This window comes from Halobaculum marinum, assembly GCF_029338555.1.
GTDB lineage: Archaea > Halobacteriota > Halobacteria > Halobacteriales > Haloferacaceae > Halobaculum > Halobaculum marinum.
Genome location: NZ_CP119989.1, coordinates 2,881,570 through 2,901,699, shown reverse-complemented (window position 1 = coordinate 2,901,699; position 20,130 = coordinate 2,881,570). Strand labels below are relative to the sequence as shown.

Here is a 20,130-nt window from a genome sequence, read left to right as displayed (position 1 = left end):
CCTACCGCTTCCTCACGATATCGACCTTCTGGTCGGTGCGCTCGATCCGTGCCTCCACCCTATCGGCAGAGCCGCCGTCTCGATGCCGCACGCCGGCCCCTCGTGTCCGTCCTCCACAGCTGGGAGTTGAATCTACGGGTGTCACACCGCGCATCCGCGCCCTTTTTAGCCCTCTGCACACCACCAACAGCCAATATGAGTGCGCCCTGGGAGGAGTGGGACCACATCCTCAAGATCGACCCCGACAAGGAACTCCACGGCGACGAGACGTTCGAAGACGCCTGCAAGACCGGCACGGACGCCATCGAGATCGGCGGCACGCTCGACGTGACCTCCGAGAAGGCGACCCGTGTCATCGAGGCGTGCAAGGCCCACGACGTGCCGCTGTACCAGGAGCCGTCGAACCCGGCGGTCGTCGTCGACGACGAGGCGCTCGACGGCTACCTCATCCCGACGGTGTTCAACGCCGGCGAGCCGTTCTGGATCACCGGCGCCCACAAGGAGTGGGTCCGCATCGCCGACGACCTCGACTGGGACCGCACCCACACCGAGGCGTACATCGTGCTCAACCCCGACGCCTCCGCCGCACAGCTCACCAGCGCCGACTGCGACCTCACGCCCGAGGAGGTCGGCGCGTACGCCCGCGTCGCCGAGAAGATGTTCGGCCAGGACATCGTGTACGTCGAGTACTCCGGCACCCTCGGCGACCGCAAGACGGTGAAGGCGGCCCATGACGCACTCGAGGAGTCGACGCTGTTCTACGGCGGCGGCATCCACGACTACGATGACGCCCACGCGATGGGGCAGGTGGCCGACACCGTCGTCGTCGGCGACCTCCTCCACGACGAGGGCGCCGACGCGGTCCGTGAGACCGTCGAGGGCGTGAAAGACGCCCACGCCGACCTCGCCGACGCCTGAGGCTACGTCACTCACGAACCGCCAGCCTGCCGCCACCCTCCTCCCGTTCTCGTCACCCCGTCGAGCCGCGTGGCTCACCAGCGACTCAGTTCACTCGCCGTCGTCGACTCGCGGGAACCGGAGCGTGACGACGCTGCCGCCGCCGTCGCGGTCCGCGACGGTCGTGACGCCGCCGACGGTGTCGACGATCCAGTGGACCACCCACAGCCCCATCCCGGAACTCGACTCCAGCGCGTCCTCGCCGCCCTCCTCCAGCACGGCCCGCTCGCGGTCGGGGAACCCCGGGCCGTCGTCGGCGACGACTACCTCGACGACGCCGACCGGGGCTCGCCCCGACGGCAGTCGGGGGGTCGCGTCGTCGTCGACGGCGTCGGTCTGGCGCACCCGCACGGTCACGTCGACCGTCGGGTCCTCGCGCCCGGCGTGCTCGACGGCGTTCTCGACGACGTTGTGGATAGCCGACTCCAGCAGGTCGTGGCCGGGGACGCGGGCGCTCGTTCCCTCGGGGTTGACCTGCACCGACACCGCCGCGGCGGGGAAGTCGCGGGCGATGGTGCCGACGACGCGCTCGGCGACGAGCGCGAGGTCGGTCGTCCCCTCGATCGTCTCGTCGCCCAACACCGCGTCCTCGGCGAGGCGCGCGTGGTCGCTCAGCCGCTCGATGCGCTCGGCGCGTGCCTCGATGCCGTCGAGGTACTCGGCGATGGAGGCGTCGCCCTCGCGGCGCGCGAGGTCGATGTACCCCGCGATCACGGTGAGGTCGTTGCGCACGTCGTGGCGCAACACCCGGTTGAGGACGGTGAGCACCTCGACGAGTCGCTCGAAGCGGGCGTTCGCCTCCTCGGCCTCCGCCGTGCGCATCCGGACGCGGACGTCGCCGATGCCGACGGCGGCGCCGAACACGACCCCGCCGCAGGCCCACCCGCCCGCGGCCGCCGGCGAGAACGACGACAGCGCCCCGACGGCGGCGCTGTACGCCTGCATCACGACCGCACCGACCACCAGCGGGATCACCCCGATCACCAGCCAGCCGGCGAGACGGGCGTGGTGGTGGCGCGGCGGGCGCGTGCGCGCCACCCACGCGAGGGTGACGCCGTACGCCCACACCGCACACAGCGGGCCGACGAGACCCAACACGATCGACCCCGGGGACCGCCCCGCGGAGGTGAACGCGAGGGCGGCCGTCCCGACGACGAGCGCCCCCGTGAACACGCCGCTGGCCGCCAGTGCGGTGGAGAACCAGGCCGGTCCGGCGTCGTCGTCGACCTCCGCCGGCGCGTCGGCGCCGTCGCGAGTCGCGGCGCCGCGGGTCACGGCGTCGTCTCTCGGTTCCTCACGTCCGCCCGAGTTCGTCACTGCGGGTCGATTCGATGCCGGGGGGATAAGCGTACCCCCGTCGGCCGACGCGCGTCTGCCGACCGACACTCACGACTGGCGGGCGATCCTCCGTGTTAAGCCTTCCCGAGGGGTGACAGCGGGGATCGACCGACTTTAACACATCGCGCCGGAAGCGCACTGTATGCACGGTCGAACCTACACGGCTGACGCGACCCCCGGCGAGGCGGTCACCGTCGCCGGCTGGGTCCACGAGACCCGCGACCTCGGCGGTATCGCGTTCCTGATCCTCCGCGACAAGACGGGGAAGATCCAGGTCAAACTCGAGAAAGACGAGATGGACGAGGCGATGGTCGAGACCGGCCTCGACGCCCACCGCGAGTCCGTCCTCAAGGTCGAGGGCGACGTGAAGGAGGAGCCCCGCGCGCCCACCGGCGTCGAGGTCGTCCCGACCGACATCGAGGTCGTCGCGCCCGCCGACCCCGAACTCCCGCTCGACCCCTCCGGCAAGGTCGACGCCGAACTGCCGACCCGCCTGAACAACCGCACGCTCGACCTCCGCAAGCCGGAGGTCCAGGCCATCTTCGAGATCCGCGCGGAACTCCTCCGAGCGGTCCGCGACGCCTTCCGCAGCCACGACGCCACCGAGATCAACACGCCGAAGATCGTCGCCACCGGGACGGAGGGCGGCACGGAGCTGTTCCCCATCTCCTACTTCGGCGAGGAGGCGTTCATGAACCAGAGCCCGCAGCTGTTCAAGCAGCTGATGGCTGGCTCCAACCTGGAGCGCGTGTTCGAGATCGGCCCGATCTTCCGTGCTGAGGAGCACAACACGCCGCGCCACCTCAACGAGGCCCACTCCATCGACTTCGAGGGCGCGTTCTGTGACCACACCGAGGCGATGGACGTCGCCGAGGCGGTCACGAAGGCGGCCTACGAGGCGGTGCAGGAGAACTGCGCCGACGAACTCGAACTGCTCGACCTCGCCGACGACTTCGAGGTCCCCGAGGGCGACTTCCCGCGCCTGAGCTACCAGGAGGCGCTCGACCGCGTCAACGCGACGGGCGAACTCGACGACCACCTGGTGTGGGGCGACGACCTCTCGACGGAGGCCGAGCACGTGCTCGGGCAGGAGGTCGGCGAGCACTACTTCATCACCGACTGGCCGTCGGAGGTGAAGCCGTTCTACATCAAGGACCACGACGACGAGCCCGACAAGTCGACCGGCTTCGACATGATGCACCCGCGCATGGAGCTCGTGTCGGGCGGCCAGCGCGAGCACCGCTACGAGGAGCTCATCGCCGGCTTCGAGCAGCAGGGACTCGACCCCGAGGAGTTCGACTACTACACGAAGATGTTCCGCTACGGGATGCCGCCCCACGCCGGCTGGGGGATGGGCGCCGAGCGCCTCCTCATGACGATGCTCGACCTCGACAACATCCGCGAGGCCGTCCTGTTCCCGCGCGACCGCCAGCGCCTGAGCCCGTAGACGACGCGACGCTCTGGATTCTCCATTTTTCCGCCGACGGGAGCGGACCGACGCGCGATAGACTGTGATCTTCGGTACCGATACACATAGATTCGGCTCCCGCGTACCCCACGGCATGACGCCGAGCGGGTACTACGACGAGGAGGTCGCCGGGGACCTCCGGGCGCAGTGTGACCGTGTGATCGAGAACTGGCCGGGCGTCGCCCACACGACGATGTTCGGCTGCCCCTCCTACACCGCCGACGGGACGCTGTTCGCGGTGGTCTCGACGCAGGGCGTCGCCCTCACTCGCCTCCCGGACGACGACCGCGAGCACCTCGCGGCGGAGTTCCCGGTCGAACCGTTCGCGGCGGGGGCGCGCACCGTCGACCGGTGGGCGGTGCTCCCACCCGCGACCGCCACCGACTGTGACCTGGACCGCTATCTCCGCGCGAGCTACGAGGCCGCCCGCTCCGTGTAGCCGTCAGCGGACCCGCTCGTTCTCGCCGTCGTCGCCGCGTCGCCACCGTGCCACCTCGGCGCCGCAGTCGGCACACTCGGTGATCAACTGCGACTCGTCGTCGCCAGCACGCTCGATAGACACCGCGACCTCCTCCTCGCACGCCGGGCAGTCGTCGCGCTTCAACTGCTCGCCGTACGCCAACGGTGCACCGAGCGCGAGCGCGGTCACCCGCTCGTCGCCGCGGTTCCACCCACGCTGGAACTGCCCCGGCGGGAGACGAATCGCCTCCAGCGGCCCGACCGCGACCTCGCGACGCTCCTCGGGCGCGCCGGCCTCCTCGAACGGCGCCTCGTCCGGTTCGGGGCCGACGACCCACGTCGCCGTCCCCGACAGGACGACGAACACCTCCTCTTGGACCTCGTGGTTGTGGTACGCGAAGGCGAACGAGTCGCCGGGCGCGAGTTCGTAGTAGTTGATCGCCAGATCCGTACACCCCAGCGGCTCCGTCAGGTGACGCATCACCGCGGCAGGCTGCAGCGAGTTGTCGAGGTCGTCGACGACGACGTGGTCCATGCCCGGTGGGTCGGCGCTGGAGACAAAAGCCCGCGGGTCAGCGACCGCTCGACGGGGATCGAAACCCCTACTCTCACCCCGGCGCTGTCGCGAGTATGGACGAGGCGACCGCGTTCGCGCCGGGGCACGTCACCGCCTTCTTCGCGCCGTACCCCGACGACGACCCCGTACGCGCCGGTTCGCGTGGCGCCGGCCTCGCGCTGTCGGACGGCGTCGAGGTGACGGTCCGACCGCCCGACGGCGACGTCACAGATGTGGCTGGCGACCCCGCGGCCGCGGCGACGGAGGGCGGCCTCGCGGCGCTGGACCTCGACGGGTCGCCCGCCGAGATGGACCCGGTGAACCGCGTGCTCGCCGAACTGGGTATCGTCGCCGACGTGGAGGTGACCAGCGACGTTCCCGTCGGCGCGGGCTTCGGCGTCTCCGGGGCCGCCGCGCTGGCGACGGCGCTGGCGGCCAACGAGCTGTTCGCGTTGGGCCGCTCGGAGAACGACCTGGTGCGCGTCGCCCACGCGGCTGAAGCCGCCGCAGGTACCGGACTCGGCGACGTGGTCGGGCAGTTCCGCGGGGGCCTCCCGGTCCGCTTGGAGCCCGGCGCACCGGGGCACGGGCGGATGGACGGCGTCCCGGCGCGCCCTCGCGTGGAGTACGTCTCCTTCGGCGAACTGTCGACCGAGCGGGTGCTCGGCGGCGAACTCGACCCAGTGCAAGAGGCCGGCGAGACGGCGCTCAGGCGACTCATGCGCGCCCCCGACGAACACGAGTTGCTCGCCGCCGGCCGCGAGTTCGCGAGTGAGGCCGGCCTGTTGGTGCCGGAGGTCGCCGAGGCGGTCGAGGCGGTCGAAGCCGAAGGCGGACAGGCGTCGATGGCGATGCTCGGTCGGACGGTGTACGCGCTCGGCTCCGGGCTCTCTGACGCCGGCTACGACGCCGACGCCTGTGCGATCCACCCGACGGGGGCGACGCTGCGGGCCGTCGAGTAGCACACGAGCGAGACCACCACAGCCACCGTCCGCGAGTGGATGCGTTTTTCGCGCCGCGGCGACGACGGGCGGGTATGACCGACGACGCCGACGCCGACGCCGCCGACGCGGGCGACCCCGCCGGCGACGCGTCGACCGCACCGGACGCGCCGAGCGAGGTCGACCACGAGTCTGAGATTCCCGAGGACCACCCGCGCTACCAGTCGCTGCTCACCCGCCACCGGATCGAACACGGCGTGGACATCGGCATCACGTCCCAGCAGGGCCTCATCGCGGAGGGGCGCGGCGAGGCGTTCGACTACTTGCTCGGCGAGGAGACCCTCCCGAGCACTGACGCCGCGGCCCGCGCCGCCGCCGCACACCTCCTGTTGGCCGACCACGCGGTCCTCTCGGTGAACGGCAACGTCGCGGCGCTGGTGCCGGGCGAGATCGTCGAGTTGGCCGAGGCGACGGGCGCGGACGTCGAAGTGAACCTGTTCAACCGCACCGAAGAACGGATGCAAGCGATCGCCGACCACCTCCGCGAGCACGGCGCGAGCGAGGTAAAGGGACTGACCGCAGACGGCCGGATCCCCGGCCTCAGCCACGAGCGCGCGAAGGTCGACGCCGACGGTATCGGCGACGCCGACGTGGTCGTGGTCCCGCTGGAGGACGGCGACCGCGCCGAGGCGCTCGGCGCGATGGGGAAGACCGAAATCGTGATCGACCTCAACCCGATGAGCCGGTCGGCGCAAGTCGCGGCGGTGCCCATCGTCGACAACATCCTCCGCGCCGTGCCGAACATCACCCGCCACGCCGAGGACCTGGCGGACGCGAGCGACGAGGAACTGCGTGAGATCGTCGAGTCGTTCGACCGCGAGGCGGCGCTCGAGGAGGCGGAACGGGCGATCCGGCGCGGCGACTTGGACTGACGCGGCGGTGTCCGCGGTCGTCATCGAACGAACCGATACCGACTTCTCCCACTCTCGAAATCGTCACTGATCCATGCCCGACATCCGCGGCGTCGTTCTCGGCGCGGTGCGCCATCCCGACACCGACGCGTACCTCGTGCAACGGCTCTCGGGGACCGACGAGACGCACTTCCACCGGTTCATCCGCGGCGGCATCGAACACGGCGAGCCGAGCGGCGTGGCGCTCGAACGCGAGTTCCGCGAGGAACTCGGCGTCGCAGTCGACGCCGGTCCCGTCGTCTGTACCGTCGAGAACCTGTTCGAGTTCGGCGGGGACGCACACCACGAACTCGCGGTCGTCCGCGAGGCGACGTTCGCGGACGTGTCGCTGTACGACCGGGCGACGTTCGCTGGCGTCGACGACGCAGACGAGGACGGCGACCCAGTCGAGTACGAGGCGTACTGGCGGACCCCCGCCGAACTGCGCGAGGCAGACGCACCCTTCTTGCCGGCGGGCATCGCGGACGCTCGCGAGCGACGACCACGTCCACCTCGTCAGTCCGCGGGGGGCCGACACGGCGGCCGTGGACGGCGCCGCAGACACCTGATCAGTCGAACCCCGACACCAGCGTCACGAGCCACTGCATCGGGTCGGCGCGCTCGCGCACCTCCACCGACTCGACCCACTTCACCCACTGGAAGCCGCGGCGTCCCGGCGCCACGAGTCGCATCGGCGCGCCGTGACCGTGGCTCAGCCGTCGGCCGCCCACGTGGGTCGCGAGGAGCGCGTCGCGAGCCTCTTCGACCGGGAGCGACCAGCGGTAGCCCGTCACCGACGTGAACCGGACGTAGCGCGTCCGTTCGTCGACGCCCGCCGCGTCGAGCAGGTCGCCGACGCGGACGCCGCCCCACTCCTGCACCGTGTACCACCCCGAGGTGCAGTCGAGGGTGGCCTCCAGCGTCCGCTCGGCTCCAACCTCGCCGCCGTCGAGCGCGAGTTCCTCGTCGACGAGTCCTCTCACCGACAGCGTCCACGCGTCGCGGTCGACGGGGTCCGGGTCGTCGGCGACCCAGGAGGTGACCGGGAACCCCCCACCCTCCGTCTCGGTGTCGTACAGGTCGCCCGTGGGCTTCGATCCCGTGAAGCGCCGACTCGCGCCGCCGAGGGCGCGGTCGGCCGTCTCCGTCGCGCGCCACGCCACTGTGCCTGCGAGGAGGAGCGCCCCGACTTTGAGGGCGTTCCGGCGGTCCGGGTCGAGCGCCCGCGGCGAGTGGTAGCGCCCGCGGAGGTGCCACAGGACGAGCGGCACGAGCAGGAGGCCGAGGCCGACGTGGAGGTTCAGCGTCGTCCACGCGAAGATGGGGACGTTGCCACCGAGTACCCAGAACACGCCCGTCGCGAGCGCCGCGAGCGCGACGACCGCTTGGAGGACGGACACCGGGGTGAAGCGGTCCCACGCGGCCCGCGCGGTGACGCGGCGACGGACGCGGTACAGTTTGAAGCCGACGAGGGCGACGAGCGTCAGGCCGACGACCGAGTGGAGCCAGAATACCCACGCGCCGCTCGGGCGTCCCTGCGTGAACGAGTACAGGCCGGAGGCGACCTCGACGGCGACACAGGCGGCGATGGCCCAGTCGACGACGCGGGGCGAGGGCTCGACGCGACGGAGAGCACGCGCGATCTGCGCACCGACCCGCGAGCGGTCGGCGTCGTCCGGGCGGTTCGACACGGCTGGGAGGAGGCGCTCCAGCAGTATAGGTCCCCCTCGCGCGTCACGCGCGCAACGACCGCAGGAGGACGAGGAAGCCGACGCCGATGGCGACGGACTCGACGACGTGGACCGCCGTCAGGTCGAGGTCGGTGAACTGGAACAGGACGCCCTCGACCAGGACGCCGGCGGTGATGACGGCGAACGCGACGGCGGCGTCGCGGAGGTACGGTTCGCCGACACGCCGGTACGCCCGCGCCGCCGTCAGCGTGACGCCGAGGCCGAGCAGGAGGACGAGCGCGCGGACGACCCCGAGCGCGAGGTGGGCACCGTCGGTCACGACGTCGACACCTCCCCGAACAGCGAGTAGAGGACGACGAGCATTCCGACGGCGACTAGCGACGTCTGGACCGCGCCGGCGGTGAACAGGTCCCAGCCGAGCACGTCGAACAACACCCCCTCCAGGACGGAGCCGACCGTGACGAACAGGAAGCCGACGCCGAGGTACAGCATCGGCTCGCTCCCGTGGCGGCGGTAGCCGCGCAGCGCCTGAACCGAGATGGCGGTTCCCAACAACACCGTGGCGACCTTCGCGATGACGAGTTCGACGTGCATTAGCTGTCTCTGATGTCCTCCCAGACGCGGGTGAAGCGGTCGACCGCATCCTCGCTCGGCTGCTCGACGTCGACGTCGAACGAGCCGTCCTGTATCTCGACCCGCAGCGCTTCGACGGTCGGTTCGTACACCGACTCGTGGTGGCCGTCCGCGTCGATGCGCACTCGCTCGGCGAGCAGGTCCCGCTCCACGAGCGACTCCGCCCGGCGGTACACCGTCGACACGGACATCCCGCAGTGGGACCCGAGCTCCGAGGCCGACATGGCGTCCGTCGTCACGGCCGCGAGGATGGCTCGCGCGTACTCGTCGCCGAGCAGGTCGAGCACGTCGTCTGCGGACCGGTCCTCGCTCACACCGGCAGTTGGATCCAACTATATAAAACGTCGGGGGTGAGTCGCTGGGCCAGCGAACGTGGTGTCGGCTGTAAGGTGGTGGGGGCCCTCGGTCCACCTGTAGGTGACCCGAATGTCGGAACACGACCTCTCCCGTCGGACGTTCGTCGCACTGACCGCCGCCGCCGTCACCGGGACAGCGGGGTGTGTGGCCGGTAGCCGCGAAGAGACGGCTGGTGCTGGAGGCGGCTCGCCGACGGCGACGGCGACGGCGACGGAGGCGCACAGCGACGCCGGGACTCACGAAGAGGACGGCCACCACGAGGACGACGGGCACCACGAGGAGAACACCCACCACGGCGAGGAGACGGAGACGGGACACGCCGACGAGTCGTCGGACCACGGTCACGGCGTCCCCGAGGAGCCGTCGGCGTCGGCGACGGTGAACCTCGTCACGGCGGACGGCGGCTACCACTTCGACCCGCACGTGGTGTGGGTCGAGCCGGGCGGCACCGTCACGTTCCACAACGAGTCGGGGAGTCACACGGCGACGGCGTACGCCGAGGCCAACGACAAGCCCGGTCGCATCCCCGAGGGCGGCACCGCGTTCGACACCGGGATGCTCACCGAGGCGGGCGCCGAACACGAGGTGACGCTCGACACCCCGGGCGTGTACGACTACTACTGCGCGCCCCACGAGGCGATGGGGATGGTCGCGACGGTGGTCGTCGGGCACCCGGACGCCCACGAGGCAACTGGCCTGACCGACCCACAGTCGTCGCTCCCGTCGGGTGCACGCGAGAAGATCCGCGGATTGAACGAGACTGTCCACGGGATGATCGACGACAGTCACTGAACGGAGCGCCGCCGAGACGTCGGCGGGAGTCGCGGTACCCATCAGCGGGGCGCCAGCGGCACCCCGCGGCTGCGTCGCGGCGCGTGACGGAGACGAGTCGACACAGGTCCCCCAGACCGCCGGGTCGACGCCCGGTCGACCCGCGCGATCAGTTCCCCGTCAGCCGCTCCCGTCGGGTTTCGTACTCCTCGTCGTCGACCTCGCCGCGAGCGTAACGACGGTCGAGGACGGCGAGCGCGCCGTCCTCACGCGCGATGCCGGTTCCGCCGCCGCCGCTCTCGGTGCGTGCTACGGCGGCGTAGACGACGACCGCGAGCACGCCGACGAGCAGCAGCGTCGCGAGGAGGCCACCCCACGGGCCGAGCCAGGGGAGCATGCCGCCGCCCATCCACCCGCCGTTCCACCCGCCGCCCATGGGGCCGTGTGGGCCCATCGGGGTGTGCGGGCCGACCTGTGCGAGCACGTCGAGTGGTGTCGTCATGGGTCTCATCTCTGGTTGTGCATAGGTCACCCAAGACTATCGGCCTTTCGCCGGTTCCCGACGATGGGGAACCGTCGACACGGCGCGTCCGGGCCGGATACACCGCCGGCTACAGCGCCGCTTCGATGCGATCGAGCCCCTCCGCCAGGCGCTCCATCGAGTTGGCGAACGAGAGCCGCAGTTGCCCCTCGCCAGCCACCCCGAAGCCGTCGCCGGGGGCGAGCACGACGCCCGCCTCGCGGCAGAGGCGTTTCGCCAGCGGGAGGCTCGCCTCGTCGGTGTCGGGGTTCAGGAACGCGTAGAACGCCCCTTCGGGGCGAGGCGCGCTCACGCCGTCCATGTCGGCGATGCGGTCGGCGACGTAGTCGCGACGCTCGCGGAACGCGTCGTACATCTCCTCGACCGGCTCCTGTGGGCCGGTCAGGGCGGCGATGGCGGCGTGCTGGGCGACGCTGGACGTGCAGGCGGTGGTCGACTCGCGCACCTTCGTGGCCTCGTCGACGACCGACGGGTGGCCCGCGAGCCAGCCGACGCGCCAGCCGGTCATGGCGTACGTCTTCGAACAGGAGCCGACCGTGAGCACGTGCTCGGGGTGACCCGTCAGCGCCGCGATGCCCGTCAGGTCGCGGTCGTAGGTGAGTTTCGCGTACACCTCGTCGGCGATGACGTACGCGTCGTGGTCGGCGGCGGCGTCGACGACCGCCCGCACCTCGTCGGGGTCGGCGACGCGTCCAGTGGGGTTGGACGGCGAGCAGAGCACGACGAGCGAGGTGTCGGGACCCATCTCGGCGACCAGCGTGTCGGCGTCGAGGTCGTAGTCGGGGGCGGGCATGGGCACCTCCACGGGCGTCGCGTCGGCGAGTCGCGCCTGCGTCCAGTAGTTCGGCCACGACGGCGACGGGAGCAACACCTCACTCCCGGGGTCGACGGTCGCGAGGAACGCGAGGTGGAGCGCCTCCATGCCGCCGGTGGTGGTGAGAACCTCGTCGGCGGCGTGCTCGACGCCGTACTCGCGGGCGAGGGTGTCGCTGATCGCCTCGCGCAGTTCCGGCAGGCCGGCGTTGCTCGTGTAGTGGGTGTGGCCGCCCCGGGCGGCGTCGACGGCGGCGTCGACGACGTGCTCGGGCGTGTCGAAGTCGGGTTCGCCGACCTCCAGGCGGACGAGGTCGCGCCCCTCGCGTTCGAGTTCCTGTGCGAGGTCGAACATCACCCGGATGCGGGAGCGCTCGCAGGCGCTGACGCGGGCCGTGGGCTGGTGCATGCGACCGGGTTCGGCTCCAGTGAGTTCAACCTACGTGTGGAGGAACGGGAGCCACCCCGCGCCCCTCACGGCCACTCGGCGGGGAACGCCTCGCCCCGTCGCCGACACAGGCGAACGACGGGCGCGACTTCCTCGAACGACGGCCCCCGACGGATCGTCTCCTCGTCGGCGTCCCAGTCGGCGTACCCGTGGGCGGCCAACTTCGGGAGGTGGACGTGGTGCAACTCCAGTCGACCCGCCTCGGGCGCGTCCGCTCCGGACACCACGCGGTCGACCCGGAGCGGATCCGCCTCGTCCGGCGACCGCTCCACCAACCGATCGAGGACGACCCGTCTGGCCGGGTGGCTGAGGACGCCGAACACGCGGTCGAGTCGGCCGGCCTCTGCACTCCAGACCGACTGTCGGTCGGAATCGTGGTCTGATTCTGTCACGTTCTGCTCGGAATAAATGTTGTCGACTCCCCTATATAACTCCGGTGGCCGTCGTGTCCGCGCCGACGGCGGTGGGTCGCGGTCGGTCAGTCGTCGAGCAGCGCCGCAGGCGGCCCGCCCGGGAGGTCGTCGCGGTCGTGGGGGTCGCTGAAGTCGATGTCCGGGCCGGTCGGGACGAGTCGCTTCGGGTTGAGGCTCTCGTGGGACTTGTAGTAGTGTCGGGTGATGTGGTCCACGTTCACCGTCTGCGCGACGCCGGGCGTCTGGTAGAGGTCCTTCGTGTACCCCCAGAGGTGCTCGTACTCGTGGATCCCCCTGCGGTTGCACCGGAAGTGGGTGTGGTACACGTGGTCGAAGCGGACGAGCGTGGCGAACATCGCCACGTCCGCCTCGGTGAGACGGTCGCCCGCGAGGTAGCGCTGGTCCGCGAGCAGGTCGTCGTACTCGTCGAGCGCGTCGAACAGCTCGTCCACGGCCTCGTCGTACGCCTCCTGCGTGCTCGCGAACCCGGCACGGTAGACGCCGTTGTTGATGCGCGGGTAGATGTCGTCGATCAGGTCGTCGACCGTCTCTCGGGAACCGTCAGGCCAGAGGTCGGCGCCGTTGCCATCGAAGGCGGTGTCGAGCATCCGCATGATCTCCTCGCTCTCGTTGTTGACGATGGTCTCGGCTTCTTTGTCCCAGAGGACGGGTACCGTGACGCGCCCGGTGTAGTCGTCGTCCGCCTCCGTGTAGATGTCGCGGAGGTAGTCGGCGCCGTACAGCGGGTCCGGTTCCGACTCGGAGAACTCCCACCCCTCGTCGTAGCGCTCGGGCTGGGTGAGCGACAGCGAGATGTCGTCCTCCAGTCCCTTGAGCGCGCGCGTCATCGCGACGCGGTGGGCCCACGGGCACGCCCGACAGATGTACACGTGGTAGCGCCCGGACTCGGCGGGGAAATCGGGGTTGTCGACGGGGTCGGCGCCAGGCTCCGGCACCGAGCCGTCGATCCAGTTTCGGAAACTGGTCTCGGTCCGCTCGAACTCGCCGGAGTCGCCGGTGTCGCGGCGGACGTCCGTGCGCCACTCCCCGTCGACGAGCATGTTCGTCGCGTCGCTCATTGTGGTCCACGAGTGGGCCGCAACCGGCTAAAGGCGTGTGGCGCCGGAAGTGCCGCGCGACCCGTGGACGACACCGACCACCTGTATTGAAATCCTGACTTTGGGGAAGAAATTATGTGTGCCACTGTCGAACGCGCCGCCATGGGACGGAAGTGCCAGAACTGCGAGTCGATGGTGACGGAGCGGTACGCGCGGGTGTTCGCACCGGACGCGACGGCGGGACCGCGAGTGTGCCCGAACTGCGACGACCTCGTGCGCGACGGGGCGAGCGTCCGCGAGGCGCGCGCCAACCGCGGATAGCCCGGTCGTGTCTGCACGCACCGCTACTCCACGGTCCCCGCGCTCACCCGACCGAACCCTCCCACGACCGTCCGGTACTCAACGTCCACACACACCTCCCGGAGCGCCCGGTGGGCCGCCGCGACGCGTTCGTCTTGCACGGTCGCGGGCGACTGTGCCAGCGCCCCCGCGGTGCCCGGCGGCGACCCCGCGCGGACGAACAGGCGGTACGCCGGGTTCAGCGCCCGCCACCCCGCCTTGCTCGTCGCCGCGAGGTCGAGGAGGCCGAGTCGCCCGCCCGGCCCGACGAGGTCGGCCCAGTCGCGCACCGCCGCCGCCGGGTCGGCGAGCATCCCGGCGACGAACGCGCCACAGCAGGCGTCGACGCGCTCGGACCGGACGGGCGGTCGCGTCGCGTCGCCGCGGACGAGGTGGCCGGGGTCGCCGCGGGCGACGCCGCGTTCGCGAGCGACCCGAAGCACGCCCGGCGAGAAGTCGACGCCGACGTAGGTGCCGGCGGGGCCGACGCGCCGTTCGAGGTACGGCCGGTTCGCGGCGGTGCCACAGCCGAACTCGACGACCGTCGCCCCCGGCGCCGGGTCGAGGGTGTCGGCGAGCGTTCGCCTGAGGGTGTCGACGCCCGGTCCACGCCGCGCGAGTGCGTCGTACAGGCGGGCGACGCGGGTGTAGAACGACGGTGCGGACATCGGCGCCACGGCTACAGGAGGTCCCGGACCGTCCGCGCGACGGCGGGCGCGTCGGGGCCGAGCACGTACACGACGGGTTCGACGCCGACGCCGCCGGTCTGGTAGACGACGACCGTCTCGGGGGCGTCGGCGGCGTCGCGGTCCACGGTCGCCGACGCGAGCGCCGCCCGGACCGGGTCGTCGGCGGCCCCGGGGTCGGTCTCACCGTACTCCCGGGGGCTGAACTCGACGGTCGGGTGGCCGGCGTCGGCGAGCGCCTCGACGAGGGCGGCGTCGTAGCGGACGTTCACGGCGCCACGGACGTCGAGTCCGGCGGCACGGGCCGACAGGAGGACCCCGGCGACGTGCTCGCTGACGCCGAACTCGGGGTCGCTCGGGACGCGAGCGGTCCCCTTCACGTCGAAGATGCGCCCCGGGACGGCGGCCACGTCCTCGATGTCGACGGCGTCGGGCACGCACTCGACGAGGTTCGACCCGACGTGCGGGATGAGCCCCGCGAACCCCGACACGGCGGTGAGCGTGCGGAGGCCACGCCGGAGCGACGACAGCGTGCGCTCGCGCTCGCGCAGGTCGCTGTCGGGGTCGTGGACGGCGAAGTCGTAGTCGGCGCCCGCGAGTTCGGGCATCGCCGCCTCGTGGAGGTCCGCGAGCAGGTCGCCCGCCTCCAAGCGGCGGATCAGCACCTCCAACTCGACGAGCGCGGCGACGCGGCTCAGGTCGCCCTCTGCCAGCCCCTCGGCGACGTGCGCGACCGTCTCGCGCACGCGGTCGTCGCCGGCGACGAGGTCGTTCGTCGCGACCTCGCCGTGGGCGTACTTCGACACCGCCGACTGGCTGATGCCGAGCGCGTCGGCGACCTCGCGTTGGGTGAGGTCGCGTTCGCGCAACGCTTCGGCGAGCATCGACCGCACCGTCGGGAGGAACTCGTCGACGACGACTTCCTCGACGAACCTCATCGCTCGGACCCGTCGCCGGTGTCGCCGTCGTCCTCGCCGGGGGTGCCCGCTCCCGGAGCGAACTCGGGGTCGTCGCCGATGCGGGACGCCTGCGGCCCGCGCTGGCCCTGGTACTTCGAGCCGCGTTCGGCGCCGTACGGCCGGTCGGCGGGCGAGGTGAGCTCGGTGAAGGTGAGTTGGGAGACGCGCATCCCGGGCGAGAGCGCGACGGGGGCGTTGCCGAGGTTGGACAGTTCGAGGGTGATCTGGCCCTCGTACCCGGGGTCACAGAGCCCAGCCGTCGCGTGGACGACGATGGCGAGTCGCCCCAGCGAGGAGCGTCCCTCGACGTGGGCGACGAGGTCGTCGGGGATGGCGACCGTCTCCTTGGTCGTGCCGAGGACGAAGTCGCCCGGGTGGAGGATGAAGTCGTCGCCCTCGTCGACGTGCGTCTCCTCGACGTACTCGCCCACCTCGCGGGCGTCGTTCGGGTGGATGCAGGGGATGTTCGTGCGGCGGAACTCCAGGAACTCGGAGCCGAGACGGAGGTCGACGCTCGCCGGCTGGACCTGCGTGTCGACGTCGTCGAGCGGGTCGATGACGAGGTCGCCCGTCTCCAGTCGGGCGAGGATGTCCGTGTCCGAGAGTATCATGATCGGTGGCGCGGCGGCCGACGGCTTAAACGCGGCCATGCCGCTCGCACGGGTGGCGGCGCGCGGGACAGTCAGAACAGTTCGGCGAGCAGCCCCAACAGCGTGAGCACGCCGACGACCGCGCCGGCTTCGCCGGTCGAGAGGTCGCGCGCCTCTGCCAGCCCGTACAGTCGGACGGCGCCCGCCCAGACCGCGACGACGGCAGCCGCGAACAGTCCCGCGGCGTCGAGCCCGGCGAACGCGGTCGCCAACGCGTCTGCCGCACCGTCGGGAGTACCGGGGAGTGTCGTCGTCCGCATCCGGTACACGAGGAGCGCACCGACGCCGACGACCCGTGCGAGGCTCGGCACCAGTCCCCAGCCGGCGACGACGAGCGTGTCGCCGAACGCGCCCTCGCCGCCCACGACCGCGCTCCCGGCGTGGAGGGCCGCTCCCTGCAGGAGCCAGAACAGGGGGACGATCAGGAACGCGGCGCCCGGGAGCCACCCGTACTCCTCGGCGACGAGCGCGCCCACCTCGCGCTCCACGGTCGGGGGTTCGCCACAGCCGGCGGGCGTCGTCTCGAACGCCGAGTCCTCGCAGAAGGGCTCGCCGGGGTAGGCGGGGTTGTCGACGGTGACGGGCACGTCGAGCGCGGCGGCGAACTCGCCGAGGAAGACGGCGACCGCGCCGGCGGTGACGACCGCGACGACGGCGACCGCTGCTAGGGCGTGGGCGACTGGCGGTGAGCCGTCGTGGTTCTCGAAGTAGCGGTGCGGGCGGAGGAGGGGCGTCCGGGGACCGGCCATCGACGGGCGGTGTCGGTCGACGGACAAATAGCTTCTCGTCGCGCGTGCCGTCCGCCGGTTAGCTCACGACGACGGGTTGGCTCGCCCCGTGGTACGCGGCGTGGAACCCGACGAAGTGGCCGTAGAACGCCGGAAGCAACTCCTCGCTGACGCGGGCCGACCGCCCGTCGAACTCCTCGGCGGTACACGCGACCGCGTCGCCCAGCGCCGCCTCCACGTCGTCGGGGACCTGCTCGCCGACCGACCGGAACGCCTCGCGGTAGGCGGCGGCGACGACGCCCAGCGGGAGCGCGCCGACGCGGACCGTCGTCCCCGCTGGCGCGTCCAGCCCCCGCTCGACCGCGCGGTACAGCAGACGAGCGTCCGCCACGCCGTGATCGGCGAAGGTACGTGGGTCGCCGCGTGCCCCGCCGGTAAAGTTGCTGTATGTCACCATGGAACACACTACGCCGTTCTGGAGCATTACTAAGCGCCGCCTGTGCGACTGTTGCACCCGACCGGAGCGCGGGTGGAAACCGAGCGACGCGGGTGGGATGGACCTCCCTACCGGCGGTGCGACACGCTTTCGGTCGCCCTCCCCGACTCCGTGGTATGAGCATGAAGCAGGCCATCGTCGTCCGCACGGACCTAGGGATGGGGACGGGGAAGTTGGCCGCGCAGGTCGCCCACGCGTCGCTGTCGGCGTACGAGGACACCGGCGCCAAGACGCGCCGCGCGTGGAAGGGCGAGGGACAGAAGAAGGTCGTCCTGAAGGCGGCGGGCGAGTCGCAGATCTTCGAGTTGGCCGACAAGGCCGAACGCGAGGGTCTCCCGAACGCCGTCATCCGCGACGCCGGGCACACCCAACTCGACCCGGGGACGGTGACGACGCTAGCCGTCGGTCCCGGCGACGAGGCCATCGTCGACAAGGTGACGGGCGACCTCTCGCTGTACTGATGCGGGAGGCCCATTCCCGCGAGCGCGCCACCGGCGTCGACTACTACGTCAGCGACGCAGAGGGGATCGGCGGGCGCCTCCGCGTCGCCCCCGAGGACTTCCGCGTCCGCGAGCGCGAGCGGATGGACCCCGAACCGCTCGACGCCCACGAGGGGTCGTACCCATTCCTCCTCCTGCGCGCCACACTGCGCGGCTGGGACACCAACGACTTCGCGAGCGCGCTGTCGAACGCGATGGGCGCGAGCCGAGAGCGCGTCTCGTGGGCCGGGACGAAGGACAAACACGCCGTCACGACCCAACTGTTCACGGTGCGCGACGCCGACCCCGACGAGATTCCCGACCTCGACGGCGCGGACGTCGAGGTGCTGGGCCGGGTGGGTCGCGACCTCTCCTTCGGCGACCTCGCGGGCAACGAGTTCGAAATCCGGGTGCGCGAGACCGAAGGCGACCCCGCACCGATCACCCGTGACCTCCGCGCGTTCGCGGCGGGTGAGGACCCGGACGAAATCGATCCTGCTGACGACGCAGGCGAGTCGGTTGAGGTCGCGGTGCCCAACTGGTTCGGCCACCAGCGCTTCGGAAGCCGTCGCCCGGTCACCCACGAGGTCGGTCTCGCGGCGGTGCGGGCCGACTGGCGCGGCGCCGTCCTCGCGTACTGCGGCAATCCCAACGAGGCCGAGCCCGAGGACTCCCAGCACGCCCGCGAGGTCGTCGAAGACCAGGCCGCGAGCGACGACCCGGATTGGAGCGCCGCGCTCGACGCGATGCCGGGCCGCCTGCGCTTCGAGCGCTCGATGCTCCACCGGCTCGACGAGGGCGCCGACTGGCGCGAGGCGCTGGAGGCGGTCCCATCGAACCTCCAGCGACTGTTCGTCAACGCCGCGCAGTCGTACGTGTTCAACCGGATCCTCTCCGAGCGCCTGCGCCGCGGGCTCCCGTTCACGCGCCCCGTCGAGGGCGACGTGGTCGCGTTCGTCGAGCGCGACGTGCCGTACCCGAAGCCGGACATGGACCGCCTCCAGCGCGCGACCGGCGGGCGCGTCGACACGCTCGCGCGCCACTGTGAGCGCGGGCGGGCGTTCGTCACCGCGCCGCTCGTCGGGACCGAGACGACGCTGGGCGACGGCGAACCCGGCGAGATCGAACGCGAGATCCTGACCGAACTGGACGTCGACCCGGGCGACTTCGAGTTGCCGGGCGAGTTTCAGTCGCGGGGCACCCGCCGGGCGGTCGCGGTGCCGACCGAGTTGACCGTCTCTGACACCGAGGGCGACCCCGTGTTCGAGTTCGCGCTCCCCTCGGGGTCGTACGCGACGGCGCTGTTGCGGGAGTACCTGCAGTGCGATCCGGAGCGGCTCTGAAGCACATGGGTCTCAGGCACGTCTCGGGACTGACAGCGGCGCTGTTGACCGGCCTCGTGTTCTTCGTGGTGATCAACTACCTCTCCTTGTTCGGGATCACCGGCCCCTCGTCGATCGTCTCCGAGGAGTGGGTCCTCATCGCCATCGGCGTGCTCATCGGATACGCCGTCTCGTGGGCCGCCCACAAGCCGGCGTAGGAGCCGACCGACACGGACGGCGGAGCCGACTGCGGGGCGGAGGACCGAAACGGACGCGCTTATCCACACACCGACCCTTCGGCGACTATGAACTGTCGGCGGTGTGGTTCGCCCCTCCGCAAGCCCGGAGATTACTGTCTCTCCTGCGACACCGCCAACTGCGAGAGCGTCGTGATCGACTTCCGCACCGACCGCGCGACGCTCACCATGCTCGGCTTCGAACCCGAGCACCTGTCGGACGACTTCGACCCCACCTCGCTCGTACTCGGGGAGACGACGGTCACGACGATTCCTGACGACGGCGAGCAGACGGCGCCGGTCCAACTGCGGAACTTCGCCGGTCGCGTCGCCGACGAGGTGCGCCGCAAGCGCCCGGAGACGGTGTACGCCGCCGGCGAACGCGACCCGCTCCGAGAGGCGCGCGCGCAACTCCACTACGAGTTCTACCGCGTCCCCGACGACGACCCCGTCGGTGCCGTGCTCGCCCGGCGCGGCGAACCGGCACTGGAGGTCGTGGAAACGCCGCCAGAGGCGAAGATCGGCGGCTCGCACTCGACGCTCATCGGCGAGCGCACGGGGATGAAAGCGATCCTCACCGCCGCCGAACACCCCCACGTGAAGAAGGTGATTCCCGGCCCCATCGACGCCGGCGGCTCCGGGTCGCGCACGGGCCTGCGCGCGAAGGTCACCCGAGCGGACGAACACGGCAACGTGCGGCTGCTGCTCCGCGACGGGTCGAGCGTCCAAGAGAACCGCGTCGTCACGACCGCGGGCGACCGCGAGACGGGCGAGCGCGTCCGCGACGACCTCAACGACGTGCTGCAGGAGTCGGGGTTCGGCGAGGGCGGGCGTCGGTAGC

At 71.2% G+C, this 20,130-nt stretch carries 26 protein-coding genes and 1 pseudogene; 12 read left to right on the top strand and 15 right to left on the bottom strand.

Translation table 11 applies throughout. From position 1 onward, the window contains the following. Positions 1-195 precede the first annotated feature (195 nt). Positions 196-918 (top strand): phosphoglycerol geranylgeranyltransferase, encoded by a 723-nt coding sequence (locus P0R32_RS15190; RefSeq protein WP_276237880.1) that lies wholly within the window; start codon positions 196-198, stop codon positions 916-918. 90 nt (positions 919-1,008) lie between these two features. Here the strand turns inward: P0R32_RS15190 and P0R32_RS15185 are convergent, their stop codons facing one another. After that, complete coding sequence (locus tag P0R32_RS15185) at positions 1,009-2,274, bottom strand: sensor histidine kinase (RefSeq protein ID WP_276237879.1); 1,266 nt, start codon at positions 2,272-2,274, stop codon at positions 1,009-1,011. A 163-nt stretch (positions 2,275-2,437) separates the two neighbouring features. Between P0R32_RS15185 and aspS the strand changes: the two genes are divergently transcribed. Then, positions 2,438-3,742 (top strand): aspartate--tRNA(Asn) ligase, encoded by a 1,305-nt coding sequence (gene aspS / locus P0R32_RS15180; RefSeq protein WP_276237878.1) that lies wholly within the window; start codon positions 2,438-2,440, stop codon positions 3,740-3,742. A gap of 115 nt (positions 3,743-3,857) precedes the next feature. Next, a complete protein-coding gene (locus P0R32_RS15175) occupies positions 3,858-4,202 on the top strand; it encodes a hypothetical protein (protein WP_276237877.1) in 345 nt (114 codons plus the stop codon). A 3-nt stretch (positions 4,203-4,205) separates the two neighbouring features. Here the strand turns inward: P0R32_RS15175 and P0R32_RS15170 are convergent, their stop codons facing one another. Next, positions 4,206-4,757, bottom strand: a complete 552-nt coding sequence (locus P0R32_RS15170) for a cupin domain-containing protein (protein WP_276237876.1) — start codon at positions 4,755-4,757, stop codon at positions 4,206-4,208. A 95-nt stretch (positions 4,758-4,852) separates the two neighbouring features. Between P0R32_RS15170 and P0R32_RS15165 the strand changes: the two genes are divergently transcribed. From P0R32_RS15165 to P0R32_RS17970, 3 genes and pseudogenes are all read left to right on the top strand, one after another. Further along, complete coding sequence (locus tag P0R32_RS15165) at positions 4,853-5,740, top strand: pantoate kinase (RefSeq protein ID WP_276237875.1); 888 nt, start codon at positions 4,853-4,855, stop codon at positions 5,738-5,740. Positions 5,741-5,814: 74 nt separating this feature from the next. After that, entirely contained in the window at positions 5,815-6,651 is an 837-nt protein-coding gene (locus P0R32_RS15160; protein WP_276237874.1) for a 4-phosphopantoate--beta-alanine ligase, read from the top strand. 73 nt (positions 6,652-6,724) lie between these two features. Next, positions 6,725-7,066 (top strand): annotated as a pseudogene (locus tag P0R32_RS17970) (NUDIX domain-containing protein); the annotation flags it as partial. A gap of 172 nt (positions 7,067-7,238) precedes the next feature. Here P0R32_RS17970 and P0R32_RS15155 read toward each other — a convergent pair. The 4 genes from P0R32_RS15155 to P0R32_RS15140 are packed head-to-tail and all read right to left on the bottom strand — an operon-like array spanning position 7,239 to position 9,307. After that, entirely contained in the window at positions 7,239-8,360 is a 1,122-nt protein-coding gene (locus P0R32_RS15155) for a molybdopterin-dependent oxidoreductase (RefSeq protein WP_276237872.1), read from the bottom strand. Positions 8,361-8,403: 43 nt separating this feature from the next. After that, positions 8,404-8,679 carry a DUF7521 family protein gene (locus tag P0R32_RS15150; RefSeq protein WP_276237871.1) on the bottom strand — a complete coding sequence of 92 codons (276 nt, stop codon included), beginning with the start codon at positions 8,677-8,679 and terminating at the stop codon, positions 8,404-8,406. Then, positions 8,676-8,954 carry a DUF7521 family protein gene (locus P0R32_RS15145; RefSeq protein ID WP_276237870.1) on the bottom strand — a complete coding sequence of 93 codons (279 nt, stop codon included), beginning with the start codon at positions 8,952-8,954 and terminating at the stop codon, positions 8,676-8,678. The genes P0R32_RS15150 and P0R32_RS15145 overlap by 4 nt, the downstream gene beginning before the upstream one ends. Then, positions 8,954-9,307 (bottom strand): ArsR/SmtB family transcription factor, encoded by a 354-nt coding sequence (locus tag P0R32_RS15140; RefSeq protein WP_276237869.1) that lies wholly within the window; start codon positions 9,305-9,307, stop codon positions 8,954-8,956. Before P0R32_RS15140 ends, P0R32_RS15145 begins: the two co-directional genes overlap by 1 nt. A 112-nt stretch (positions 9,308-9,419) precedes the next feature. Here P0R32_RS15140 and P0R32_RS15135 point away from each other — a divergent pair, with 112 nt between their 5' ends. Next, entirely contained in the window at positions 9,420-10,142 is a 723-nt protein-coding gene (locus P0R32_RS15135) for a plastocyanin/azurin family copper-binding protein (RefSeq protein ID WP_276237868.1), read from the top strand. A 148-nt stretch (positions 10,143-10,290) separates the two neighbouring features. Here P0R32_RS15135 and P0R32_RS15130 read toward each other — a convergent pair whose 3' ends face one another. The 4 genes from P0R32_RS15130 to P0R32_RS15115 all read right to left on the bottom strand — a co-directional run bounded on the left by P0R32_RS15130 (position 10,291) and on the right by P0R32_RS15115 (position 13,415). Continuing rightward, a complete protein-coding gene (locus tag P0R32_RS15130; RefSeq protein ID WP_276237867.1) occupies positions 10,291-10,623 on the bottom strand; it encodes an SHOCT domain-containing protein in 333 nt (110 codons plus the stop codon). Between the two features lie 109 nt (positions 10,624-10,732). Then, positions 10,733-11,884, bottom strand: a complete 1,152-nt coding sequence (locus P0R32_RS15125) for a pyridoxal phosphate-dependent aminotransferase (protein ID WP_276237866.1) — start codon at positions 11,882-11,884, stop codon at positions 10,733-10,735. Positions 11,885-11,949: 65 nt separating this feature from the next. Further along, positions 11,950-12,315, bottom strand: coding sequence for a hypothetical protein (locus P0R32_RS15120; RefSeq protein ID WP_276237865.1), 366 nt, complete (start codon positions 12,313-12,315; stop codon positions 11,950-11,952). Positions 12,316-12,401: 86 nt separating this feature from the next. Further along, positions 12,402-13,415 carry a glutathione S-transferase family protein gene (locus P0R32_RS15115; protein ID WP_276237864.1) on the bottom strand — a complete coding sequence of 338 codons (1,014 nt, stop codon included), beginning with the start codon at positions 13,413-13,415 and terminating at the stop codon, positions 12,402-12,404. Positions 13,416-13,556: 141 nt separating this feature from the next. Here P0R32_RS15115 and P0R32_RS15110 point away from each other — a divergent pair, with 141 nt between their 5' ends. Then, positions 13,557-13,715: a DUF7563 family protein gene (locus tag P0R32_RS15110; protein WP_276237863.1), complete on the top strand. Its 159-nt coding sequence runs from the start codon at positions 13,557-13,559 to the stop codon at positions 13,713-13,715. A 23-nt stretch (positions 13,716-13,738) separates the two neighbouring features. On the opposite strand, the gene P0R32_RS15105 is transcribed toward P0R32_RS15110, so the two are convergent. The 5 genes from P0R32_RS15105 to P0R32_RS15085 form a co-directional block, all read right to left on the bottom strand. Beyond that, on the bottom strand, positions 13,739-14,401 hold the full coding sequence (locus P0R32_RS15105; protein ID WP_276237862.1) for a class I SAM-dependent methyltransferase: 663 nt from the start codon (positions 14,399-14,401) through the stop codon (positions 13,739-13,741). An 11-nt stretch (positions 14,402-14,412) separates the two neighbouring features. Further along, positions 14,413-15,357, bottom strand: a complete 945-nt coding sequence (locus tag P0R32_RS15100; protein WP_276237861.1) for a thiamine-phosphate synthase family protein — start codon at positions 15,355-15,357, stop codon at positions 14,413-14,415. Beyond that, positions 15,354-15,989 (bottom strand): dCTP deaminase, encoded by a 636-nt coding sequence (gene dcd / locus P0R32_RS15095; protein ID WP_276237860.1) that lies wholly within the window; start codon positions 15,987-15,989, stop codon positions 15,354-15,356. Before dcd ends, P0R32_RS15100 begins: the two co-directional genes overlap by 4 nt. 71 nt (positions 15,990-16,060) lie before the next feature. Next, entirely contained in the window at positions 16,061-16,777 is a 717-nt protein-coding gene (locus P0R32_RS15090) for a Yip1 family protein (RefSeq protein WP_276237859.1), read from the bottom strand. A 58-nt stretch (positions 16,778-16,835) separates the two neighbouring features. Continuing rightward, entirely contained in the window at positions 16,836-17,213 is a 378-nt protein-coding gene (locus P0R32_RS15085; protein WP_276237858.1) for a hypothetical protein, read from the bottom strand. 161 nt (positions 17,214-17,374) lie between these two features. Between P0R32_RS15085 and pth2 the strand changes: the two genes are divergently transcribed. From pth2 to P0R32_RS15065, 4 genes are all read left to right on the top strand, one after another. Beyond that, positions 17,375-17,713 carry a peptidyl-tRNA hydrolase Pth2 gene (gene pth2, locus P0R32_RS15080; protein WP_276239421.1) on the top strand — a complete coding sequence of 113 codons (339 nt, stop codon included), beginning with the start codon at positions 17,375-17,377 and terminating at the stop codon, positions 17,711-17,713. After that, positions 17,713-19,074 (top strand): tRNA pseudouridine(13) synthase TruD, encoded by a 1,362-nt coding sequence (gene truD, locus P0R32_RS15075; RefSeq protein ID WP_276237857.1) that lies wholly within the window; start codon positions 17,713-17,715, stop codon positions 19,072-19,074. Before pth2 ends, truD begins: the two co-directional genes overlap by 1 nt. Positions 19,075-19,079: 5 nt before the next feature. Next, a complete protein-coding gene (locus P0R32_RS15070; protein ID WP_276237855.1) occupies positions 19,080-19,271 on the top strand; it encodes a hypothetical protein in 192 nt (63 codons plus the stop codon). A gap of 87 nt (positions 19,272-19,358) precedes the next feature. After that, positions 19,359-20,129 carry a DUF2103 domain-containing protein gene (locus tag P0R32_RS15065; RefSeq protein WP_276237854.1) on the top strand — a complete coding sequence of 257 codons (771 nt, stop codon included), beginning with the start codon at positions 19,359-19,361 and terminating at the stop codon, positions 20,127-20,129. Position 20,130: the final 1 nt, after the last annotated feature.

Excerpts from the sequence above, each read along its gene's own strand:
- P0R32_RS15115 (WP_276237864.1), bottom strand. The coding sequence starts at position 13,415 with ATGAGCGACGCGACGAACATGCTCGTCGACGGGGAGTGGCGCACGGAC.
- aspS (WP_276237878.1), top strand. The coding sequence starts at position 2,438 with ATGCACGGTCGAACCTACACGGCTGACGCGACCCCCGGCGAGGCGGTC.
- truD (WP_276237857.1), top strand. The coding sequence starts at position 17,713 with ATGCGGGAGGCCCATTCCCGCGAGCGCGCCACCGGCGTCGACTACTAC.
- P0R32_RS15070 (WP_276237855.1), top strand. The coding sequence starts at position 19,080 with ATGGGTCTCAGGCACGTCTCGGGACTGACAGCGGCGCTGTTGACCGGC.
- P0R32_RS15125 (WP_276237866.1), bottom strand. The coding sequence starts at position 11,884 with ATGCACCAGCCCACGGCCCGCGTCAGCGCCTGCGAGCGCTCCCGCATC.
- P0R32_RS15170 (WP_276237876.1), bottom strand. The coding sequence starts at position 4,757 with ATGGACCACGTCGTCGTCGACGACCTCGACAACTCGCTGCAGCCTGCC.
- P0R32_RS15110 (WP_276237863.1), top strand. The coding sequence starts at position 13,557 with ATGGGACGGAAGTGCCAGAACTGCGAGTCGATGGTGACGGAGCGGTAC.
- P0R32_RS15165 (WP_276237875.1), top strand. The coding sequence starts at position 4,853 with ATGGACGAGGCGACCGCGTTCGCGCCGGGGCACGTCACCGCCTTCTTC.
- P0R32_RS15160 (WP_276237874.1), top strand. The coding sequence starts at position 5,815 with ATGACCGACGACGCCGACGCCGACGCCGCCGACGCGGGCGACCCCGCC.
- dcd (WP_276237860.1), bottom strand. The coding sequence starts at position 15,989 with ATGATACTCTCGGACACGGACATCCTCGCCCGACTGGAGACGGGCGAC.
- P0R32_RS15100 (WP_276237861.1), bottom strand. The coding sequence starts at position 15,357 with ATGAGGTTCGTCGAGGAAGTCGTCGTCGACGAGTTCCTCCCGACGGTG.
- P0R32_RS15130 (WP_276237867.1), bottom strand. The coding sequence starts at position 10,623 with ATGACGACACCACTCGACGTGCTCGCACAGGTCGGCCCGCACACCCCG.
- P0R32_RS15105 (WP_276237862.1), bottom strand. The coding sequence starts at position 14,401 with ATGTCCGCACCGTCGTTCTACACCCGCGTCGCCCGCCTGTACGACGCA.
- P0R32_RS15085 (WP_276237858.1), bottom strand. The coding sequence starts at position 17,213 with ATGGTGACATACAGCAACTTTACCGGCGGGGCACGCGGCGACCCACGT.
- P0R32_RS15065 (WP_276237854.1), top strand. The coding sequence starts at position 19,359 with ATGAACTGTCGGCGGTGTGGTTCGCCCCTCCGCAAGCCCGGAGATTAC.
- P0R32_RS15145 (WP_276237870.1), bottom strand. The coding sequence starts at position 8,954 with ATGCACGTCGAACTCGTCATCGCGAAGGTCGCCACGGTGTTGTTGGGA.
- P0R32_RS15090 (WP_276237859.1), bottom strand. The coding sequence starts at position 16,777 with ATGGCCGGTCCCCGGACGCCCCTCCTCCGCCCGCACCGCTACTTCGAG.
- pth2 (WP_276239421.1), top strand. The coding sequence starts at position 17,375 with ATGAAGCAGGCCATCGTCGTCCGCACGGACCTAGGGATGGGGACGGGG.
- P0R32_RS15175 (WP_276237877.1), top strand. The coding sequence starts at position 3,858 with ATGACGCCGAGCGGGTACTACGACGAGGAGGTCGCCGGGGACCTCCGG.
- P0R32_RS15135 (WP_276237868.1), top strand. The coding sequence starts at position 9,420 with ATGTCGGAACACGACCTCTCCCGTCGGACGTTCGTCGCACTGACCGCC.
- P0R32_RS15190 (WP_276237880.1), top strand. The coding sequence starts at position 196 with ATGAGTGCGCCCTGGGAGGAGTGGGACCACATCCTCAAGATCGACCCC.